Source organism: Polynucleobacter sp. 35-46-11 (assembly GCF_002281105.1).
In genome coordinates, this window is record NZ_NCFJ01000642.1 from 1 (window position 1) to 1269 (window position 1269).

Sequence of the window (1269 nt, forward strand, 5' to 3'; positions counted from 1 at the left end):
CAAAGGCAGGCGTCTATGAAAAGCCCATCATTCATGTGTTTAATAACAGTTGGCAGCAAAAGGTAGGATTTCCTCCAGCAGTCTAGATAGACTCTGATACTTTCATTCAAGATTCAAATTACTGTAACGATGATTTCTTTCAATCTTTCAATTATGCGAACCTGGTTACTACGAATTACTGGGAGCTTACTTGGACTCACTTTTTTGTTCTGGTGTGCGGCACATCTTTGGCTTCCCGGTGCCATCAAGAATGCAGTAGAGATTTATGGCAATAAGATTGGCTATCAAATCACCTATAAAGATCTCAGCATCTCTCCCTTGCGATTACGTATCGAAATTGATGGCTTGCGATTGGTGAATAAGTATCAAGGGCAATTGCTTGACTTAAAGAAATCAGTAGTGATGCTGAAGTGGTCTCACCTCATTATTGGGGAATTGGGATTCGATGAGATTCTGTTGGATGGGCCTAGCATTAAGCTCGAAAAGACAGCCTCTAAAGCTGCGACAGGGCAATGGAATTGGCAGGAGTTGATATCCGCGATTACGCGTAATTTACCTCCAATGGATTCAGCTGCGCCTAAGAAAAATATCAAAATATCAGTTGATCAATTTCAGCTCGTCAATGGCTCATTTGAGGTGTTGGACCCAAATAAAAATTTGCATGAGCAATTTAAGTCGCTCTCGATTGAGTTATTAGATATTGCAAACTACGATAAGCAAGGTGAAGTGAATGGCGTTCGCGGCCAGTATGAATTCAATTTGGGTGCACTGAACTTTACTTTGCCAGGCTTGAATAAAAAGATTGCATTCAAGCATCTTGCTATTAAGGGCTCATTAGATAATCCGGCGCTAGATACGCTGGGTGCTCAAATTGATTTTGAGATTGATGAGGGACGCATCAGCTCCCATTGGGATTTCAAAGCCGACAAATCAATCGCAGCCAAAGTGCAGATAGACAATATTTCAATTACCCCTTTTGTTACATTGCTTCCAGCTAATACAGAAATTTTGACCCAGGGTGGAGTCATTCAGTCTGTTATAGATGTCAGCCTAAAGGATGATGCACTTTCTATTTCGGGAGATTTGCATTTACTAGGTTTGGATTTACTTGAGCAGGGGCAAAAGCAATCAGTCGTGAAATGGAATTCTGGTGATGTAAGTCGATTTGTTTATCAGAGTTCAAAAAACTCTGGCGCAAGTCTGTCTATTGATGAATTATCGGTTTCTCAACCAGCTCTCCAGTTTGAAATTGATGAAAAAGGCTTCTCT

1 protein-coding gene is annotated in these 1269 nt (G+C 40.9%); it reads left to right on the forward strand.

Annotated features, from left to right (window positions below; all coding sequences use genetic code 11):
* Positions 1-153 precede the first annotated feature (153 nt).
* Positions 154-1269: DUF748 domain-containing protein (locus B7Y67_RS18400; RefSeq protein WP_367227312.1), on the forward strand; the 1116-nt coding region annotated here is incomplete at its 3' end.